This is a genomic window from Cognatiyoonia sp. IB215182 (assembly GCF_033963905.1).
Classification (GTDB): Bacteria; Pseudomonadota; Alphaproteobacteria; order Rhodobacterales; family Rhodobacteraceae; genus Yoonia.
The window spans coordinates 1-6,355 of the sequence record NZ_JAXBMB010000041.1 but is presented as its reverse complement, the minus strand read 5'-3'; the positions used below and the strand labels follow the sequence as shown (position 1 = coordinate 6,355).

Annotated in this window: 8 protein-coding genes and 1 pseudogene; 3 read left to right on the top strand and 6 right to left on the bottom strand. The window is 54.9% G+C overall.

The genetic code is table 11. The features are described from left to right. Window positions 1–551: 551 nt before the first annotated feature. Window positions 552–1,446 (top strand): annotated as a pseudogene (locus tag SLH47_RS25960) (IS110 family transposase). A gap of 56 nt (window positions 1,447–1,502) precedes the next feature. Here SLH47_RS25960 and SLH47_RS25955 read toward each other — a convergent pair. The 3 genes from SLH47_RS25955 to SLH47_RS25945 all read right to left on the bottom strand — a co-directional run bounded on the left by SLH47_RS25955 (window position 1,503) and on the right by SLH47_RS25945 (window position 2,590). Beyond that, entirely contained in the window at window positions 1,503–1,679 is a 177-nt protein-coding gene (locus SLH47_RS25955; protein ID WP_320244009.1) for a hypothetical protein, read from the bottom strand. Window positions 1,680–1,770: 91 nt separating this feature from the next. Beyond that, window positions 1,771–2,265: an SRPBCC domain-containing protein gene (locus SLH47_RS25950; protein ID WP_320244007.1), complete on the bottom strand. Its 495-nt coding sequence runs from the start codon at window positions 2,263–2,265 to the stop codon at window positions 1,771–1,773. Then, window positions 2,255–2,590 carry a metalloregulator ArsR/SmtB family transcription factor gene (locus SLH47_RS25945; protein WP_320244006.1) on the bottom strand — a complete coding sequence of 112 codons (336 nt, stop codon included), beginning with the start codon at window positions 2,588–2,590 and terminating at the stop codon, window positions 2,255–2,257. The genes SLH47_RS25950 and SLH47_RS25945 overlap by 11 nt, the downstream gene beginning before the upstream one ends. A 98-nt stretch (window positions 2,591–2,688) precedes the next feature. Here SLH47_RS25945 and SLH47_RS25940 point away from each other — a divergent pair, with 98 nt between their 5' ends. Further along, window positions 2,689–3,267 (top strand): dihydrofolate reductase family protein, encoded by a 579-nt coding sequence (locus SLH47_RS25940; RefSeq protein ID WP_320244004.1) that lies wholly within the window; start codon window positions 2,689–2,691, stop codon window positions 3,265–3,267. Window positions 3,268–3,498: 231 nt separating this feature from the next. On the opposite strand, the gene SLH47_RS25935 is transcribed toward SLH47_RS25940, so the two are convergent. The 3 genes from SLH47_RS25935 to SLH47_RS25925 form a co-directional block, all read right to left on the bottom strand. Continuing rightward, window positions 3,499–3,801 (bottom strand): hypothetical protein, encoded by a 303-nt coding sequence (locus SLH47_RS25935; RefSeq protein ID WP_320244003.1) that lies wholly within the window; start codon window positions 3,799–3,801, stop codon window positions 3,499–3,501. 256 nt (window positions 3,802–4,057) lie between these two features. After that, complete coding sequence (locus SLH47_RS25930; RefSeq protein WP_320244000.1) at window positions 4,058–4,480, bottom strand: DUF1330 domain-containing protein; 423 nt, start codon at window positions 4,478–4,480, stop codon at window positions 4,058–4,060. A gap of 1 nt (window position 4,481) precedes the next feature. Then, on the bottom strand, window positions 4,482–5,273 hold the full coding sequence (locus SLH47_RS25925) for a crotonase/enoyl-CoA hydratase family protein (protein ID WP_320243998.1): 792 nt from the start codon (window positions 5,271–5,273) through the stop codon (window positions 4,482–4,484). Between the two features lie 77 nt (window positions 5,274–5,350). On the opposite strand from SLH47_RS25925, the gene SLH47_RS25920 reads away from it, so the two are divergent. Further along, window positions 5,351–5,923: a helix-turn-helix domain-containing protein gene (locus SLH47_RS25920; RefSeq protein WP_320243997.1), complete on the top strand. Its 573-nt coding sequence runs from the start codon at window positions 5,351–5,353 to the stop codon at window positions 5,921–5,923. Window positions 5,924–6,355 lie beyond the last annotated feature (432 nt).

The following is a 6,355-nucleotide window of genomic DNA, read 5'->3' as shown; positions in this document are numbered from 1 at the left end:
TATTGGCATGCATTGCAATACTGCGAATGCCTGGGCTCCTGCTGTTACTCCCCGCACTGTGCCTCGATTGAAGGTATGAGCTCATACTCGTCTTCACTGGGTGACCGTCTTCGCATTGGTCGGTTCCCAGCCTAAAACTGACCTTGGTTTTCGGATCAGACCGGACAGTCAGCGGACAAACCCGCCGGTAGCCGTTGCGCACCGTTCCGAGGGCCTAACGACGGATTTGCGCAGGAAGCGGACCTTGCAAAATTGCAAAGTTCGGCCAATGTCCGAGGCATGCCGGCCCAAAGCCGGCGTTAGTCACTTCGTCTCGATGCTGTGGTCTCAGCCCGCATACCTGATGGGGTGGCTCCTCTCATATGCAGACTTCGACACCTGCACTATGGCGCATTGCGACGCCGGTTGGAGCAGGAGCCATCCACCCCATCAGGTTTGACGGGCCACACTGCAACACCGCAAAGCATCGGCCAACGGCAGGTAATGGGATGTACCGGCTGCTTCACCCAGCAGGTTAGGCTTTGCCTATTTCTGCAAATCGGAGAAGTAGCATGGCGAAGGACACAATTGATGAGCTGATGTCGATTAGCATCGATATTGGCAAAGACACATTCCACATCGTGGCATTCGACCCCGACGGGCAATTGGTGATGCGCAAGCAGATCAAGCGATTGGCGTTGGTAGCCACGTTTGAGAAGCTACCGCAATGCGTGGTTGGTATGGAAGCATGCCTAAGTGCACATTTTGTCAGTCGGACATTGCGCAAGCTGGGCTTCGAGCCGTGCATCATCCCAGCGATCTATGTGAAGCCATTAATTAAGGGCCAGAAGAACGATTATAACGACGCCGAGGCGATTGCCGAAGCTGCCTTGCGTCCAAACTTGCCGATTGTTCCCGAGAAGAGCCAGAAGCAGCTCGACTTGCAGGCGCTCCATCGCGTTCCTGATCGGTCTGTATGGCGATTGGCTGTGGTTGGATGATCGGATCGACACCGTTTCCAAGGAAATCGAACAAATCAGCCGCACCGAAGAGAATTGCGTGAACGTCATGACGGTTCCTGGCATCGGGCCAATGATTTCGACTGCGATGGTGACAGCAATTGGAACAGGTGAGGCCTTCGGGCGCGGCCGCGACTTCGCAGCCTGGGTTGGCCTCGTGCCACGACAATACAGCACCGGGGGACGGACGGTTCTCGGACGCATCACAATGCGCGGAAGTCGATACTTGCGAATGCTGTTCGTTCAGGCAGCCAAGGTCATCTTGATGTGCACCAACCGATGGCCGGACTTCAGCTTCGGGGATTGGTTGACCAAAGCGGCCGAACGCATGAACCGAAACAAACTGGCGGTCGCCCTGGCAAACAAGCTGGCACGAATGGCTTGGAGCATCTTGAGACACAAAACGGCGTTCGACGCCCATAGAGACGAGGTTGCCATCGGGGTCTAAGACACTGAGGCAACCCAAAGGAGTTCGCGACTGACAGAAAGCATGGAACGGAACAATTACGCCCCCAGAGTCTGACGGCCCATTCGGTCACCATAGACCTTGCCGGTAATGAGATCACGGCGCGTGCGTAACCCCAACAAGGCCACGACCCGCGTGTCGATCAACAGGCCGGATACATATGAGCGACTTCCGAGAACATGCCAGAAATCATTTGCGAACAGCAGCCGGTACATACATATGGGCCGCTCTTCGCTATGGCACAGAAGCTTTCACCCGAATGCCTCGATTTAAAGGAGTGCAGCATGGAAAGGTGCTTTCGAAGTTCTAAAGGTTTCTACATTCACTCCCCGGCAGCAGGGCAGCGAGCCTTTCGAGCGACTGTTCACCTCCCTCGACGGCACCTCGCTGCTTGGCGCTTGCCAGTCTGTCAATAGATTGGAATTGCATGCGCAGCTTGACCTGTGTCTGCTGCTGCTTTTCCACAAATGTCGCGACCATCCGGCACGTAAGATGCTTGTCTTGAATGTGCCCGCCCGTGTTGCGGAACACGAGCCGATGCGGCGGCTCCAGAATTTCGAAGACGGCAGTGTTCGGGTATTGGACCCCGTCAGGCCCATGCAGGATGTATGACCAGGTCCCACCGACGCGGACATCCATACGTTCAATTGTCGTGCGAAACCCGTGCGGACCCCACCACTGGACCAAGCGCGTTGGATCGGTCCAGGCTCGAAACACGGATTTGGCGGGCGCGTTAAACAAGCGCTCGAAAACCAATTCCGGTGTCGCATCAGAACCGATGGGCGGAGCATCACTCTTCAACTCGATTGCCCTCTTTGGCGAGAAGGATGTCCAGTTTATCAAAACTCTCGTCCCAGAACGGCTGATACACTCTGAGCAGGGCCTGTATTTCCCTGAAAGGGTCCGCGCGCAGCTTGCACGGACGCCGCTGCGCGTCACGAGAGCGTTCAATAAGCCCTGCGCGTTCAAGCACTTTCAGGTGTTTGGTTATGGCCGGGCCCGTCATGTCAAACGGGTCTGCCAGCTCAGTTACGGTGCGCTCACCCGACATCAGGTTCGCCAGGATGTCCCGCCTTACGGGGTGGGCCAGGGCAGACAAGGCAAGGCTCAGATGGTCGGTTGACACTATGATTTACCTATTGGTTACTTTACTAAGTGGTAACATACGATTCGCCAGCTGAAAAGCCTTGGAACGGGGCTGTCAGCCGCATTGAAAGGATGACAATGAGAGAGCTCGCAATTCTGATGTTTCAGTCCGTTGACGGTGTGGTGCAATCGCCATCGATGCCAGACGAAGACCCGTCGGGCGGGTTCAAACATGGTGGCTGGGCCGCCCCATTTTGGTCAGTTGTCATGGACCACGTCGGGCGTGAGGCCATGTCACAACCATACGATATCGTCTTCGGTCGTAAGACCTACGACGCCTTCGCGTCGCATTGGCCCAATGTGCAGAATGACCCAGCTGGGGACATGATGAACTCTGCTCGCAAGTATGTCGCGTCCCGAGGAACGCCAAAGCTGCACTGGGCGAACTCGAAACTGCTTTCGGGCGACATCGTGTCGGCGATAAGAGCCCTAAAGGAAGAGGACGGGCCTCTCCTTCAAGTTCATGGGAGTGCCGACCTAACTCAAACGCTTCTGACGCATGATCTGATTGATGAATACCGCCTTTGGACGTTTCCTGTAATTCTGGGATCCGGAAAGCGGCTGGTTGAGGACACCCACGAACAAATGCAGATGTCATTGGTTAAATTCGAAGCGCTGGCGAACGGAGTTTCAATGTCGATCTATCGTCGCGGGTAGGTTTCGTTGAACCACTTTCACAAAAGCCACCTTACCCTAGCCCTTTTTTCAGACTGGATTGTCCGTAGATTGCACGTTCACCGAATCCTCGGTCTCGCATGTGCAGCGAACGGCAGATTCGACGAGCATTGCGGTATAGCTACTAGTTCATGAAAGGCATCTCGCGGCCGCAATCGGCCAGACTAGTCTGGTTGAACACCGTATGCCTTGGCGTGGTGAGGGACTTTGTGTCTATGCTGTTCTTCTTCTGCGAACAGGCAGCAACCTTTGGTTTGTCTCATCCCTGTGCTTCTTGAGATAGCGCATGAAGGGTGTTCCGCCGGTGCCGATGTCAGTGTCGTTGCCTACCGCGATACGGGATTGCCGGTTGATGCTGTCCGCCGGCGCCTGCGTCCAGTCATGCATGCCATAGTTGCGCATGACCGTCGCGACCCGCAGCCCATAGTCCTCAAACACGGTTTGCCTGTTTTTGTCATGGATGACGCCCATGGCGTGATGCCGATGCAAAGCATCAGTGCCCCGATAATCGGGCAAGGCCCCTCCGCGTACGCGGCCGTGAGCGCTACTTGAAGATGGCGCGGGCCGGGGATCACGGTTGGCGGCGGAATCGTCCGTTCGGTAGCCGACCAGTCGACACGTCGCAGTAAGTCGGATAACTCCTGCAGGTCACTTTGCGGCGCCACACCCCGCGCTGCTTTGGCACCATACATCCGCGCACGTTTTCAAAGAAGGATTTGACAGCGTGTTTCCATCTTAGATTTTCTTTCTGAACTCAGAGACCGGCCAATGCTCAGCCCAGGAAGCTTGCTCCGTTCTCACACCCTGCAAACCGCACCAACCGGCTGTCGCGCACACCGGCTTGTCTATGCCGCATGGCGTCTTGATACGTTGGGTCCTTCATCATCTCGATGACTGCTTCAACGCTCGGGTACTCCGCAACAAAGGCGATGTCCCAAACGTCGTCTGTTGGTCCAACCATCGTCATCTCATGGTTACCGCGCCACACAATTCGTCCGCCAAGTTGCTGAAACACCGGAGCACTTAGATCGCTGTAGGCCTGATACGCTTCCATCCCGGTGCAAGAGCGACCATCGGGATAGTCTGCTTTCTCTCGCAGTCGTATCAGGTTCAGCATGTGAATTAGGCCGGGCCTCTGCTTCGATTTGAACGCGTCCCAGGTGTCTTTAGAAAAGCTGATGTAGGCGCGGTTCATGTCAAACCCCTGGATATGTCGGCGTACGTCGCGCGATCCAGGCATCAAGACCTTCGCGGACATCTTGGGTGGCTGCCATACGCGCGAACTGCTCACGCTCGATACGCAGGCCTTCGTCGATGGTGGTGTTTATCCCGCGTGTCACAGCGGTGATGATGCGCGCCGCAGCTAGTGAAGAATGCCGCAGAATGCGCTCTGCAAGTTCATAAGCTGCAGGCAGCAGCTCTTCGTGTGCGACCACCTTATTGACTAAACCCATCTCATAAGCGCGCTCGGCTGAAAACGTGTCACCTGTCAAAAGTAACTCAAGCGCCCGTTTCCGCCCTGCGAGACGCGGCAATCTTTGTGTGCCCCCAAAGGTTGGCGGAATGCCGATGTTGATCTCGGGTTTCGCAAACACGGCCTGGTCACTGGCAATGGCCAAGTGGACCGCCTCGGTAATCTCGCACCCACCTCCAAAGGCAATGCCATTGACCGCTGCGATGACAGGCTTTGGGAAGCTTTCGAGCCGTGCTGTCATGGCTTGGCCGCGTCTGCAAAACTCTCGTGTCGCGATATCGACGCCTTGCTTGATGCTCTCGGTAAACTCGTGGATGTCTCCGCCTGCTGAAAAAGCGCGATCTCCGGCTCCGGTTAAGATGACGGCGCGTGTTGCGGGGTCCGCCTCAATCTCGTCAAGCAACGCCAGCAGCTGCTCATTGGTCGCATAGTTTAGCGCGTTCAGCTTCTTGGGTCGGTTCAACGTCACAAGCGCTATGCTGCTCCGAATGTCCATCTTTACCAGGTCCGACATTGTGGTCTCCATCTTGCTTGCGGGAACCATATGTGGGTGTCGAATTGACGTATACTTACTGTACAGTATAATAACCTATGCCAAGGGAAACCCGCACTGCAAAATCACGCATCCTGGATGCCGCAAACCGCCTGTTTTACAGTGAAGGCATTCGTGCCGTGAGCATTGACGCCATCGCTGAAAAGGCCGGTGTCACAAAGATGACGGTCTATTATCATTTCGACAGCAAGGACGATTTGATTGCGGCCTATTTGGACTCTCGCGACCAGCCAAACATCACGCTCTACAAGACTTGGTTCGAAGAAGCCAAAGGGCCACTTGATAAGAGGATAGAAGCGATCTTCATCAATCTGGCTCGGTCCGCACGCCATCCCAAATGGAAGGGCTGTGGCTTTCTGCGGACCGCAGCTGAGCTTACGAACATGCCCGGACATCCGGCGATGAAAGTGGGTGCAGCACATAAGAAAAGGTTTGAAGCATGGCTGAGCGATATGTTCGGCGAGCATGGCAAGGAGCAACCTGAAGAACTCGCCAGACAGGTCGTGTTGCTGATGGATGGTGCGTTTTCCACGGTGCTCGTTCATCGAGATCCAGAATATCTGGAAGCTGCTGGACGTGCGGCGCGAGCGGCAGTTTCAAATGCACCTTAGAGTATTCGAGCATTGATGATGCCGGGATGAAAACAGTCAATGATGTATCGTTTGAACTTACGGCGTTTGGGCTTGATGGTCTTTCCCTTCCAAAAAAGATCGCACCTCGAACCGTGGGGTCAAACAGCAGGGCCATTTTGACAAACTGAAAGTATGCGAGCGGCAGGCCTCACCATAGCTGTTGCCTATTCAAATATAGGATTGGAGTATTTCCCAATGTGGTAAGCGGGTTCTAATGTTGGGCAGGAAACGAATGGTTCGCCCACCGCATGCTCGATAAAAAAATCGCAAATATCCGCAATAGATTCAATATGTTACTTGCGCTTGTGGTGAAGCTGCCGTATCATCAGCTCATCAGCTCATCAGCTCATCAGCTCATCAGCTCATCAGCTCATCAGCTCATCAGCTCATCAGCTCATCAGCTCATCAGCT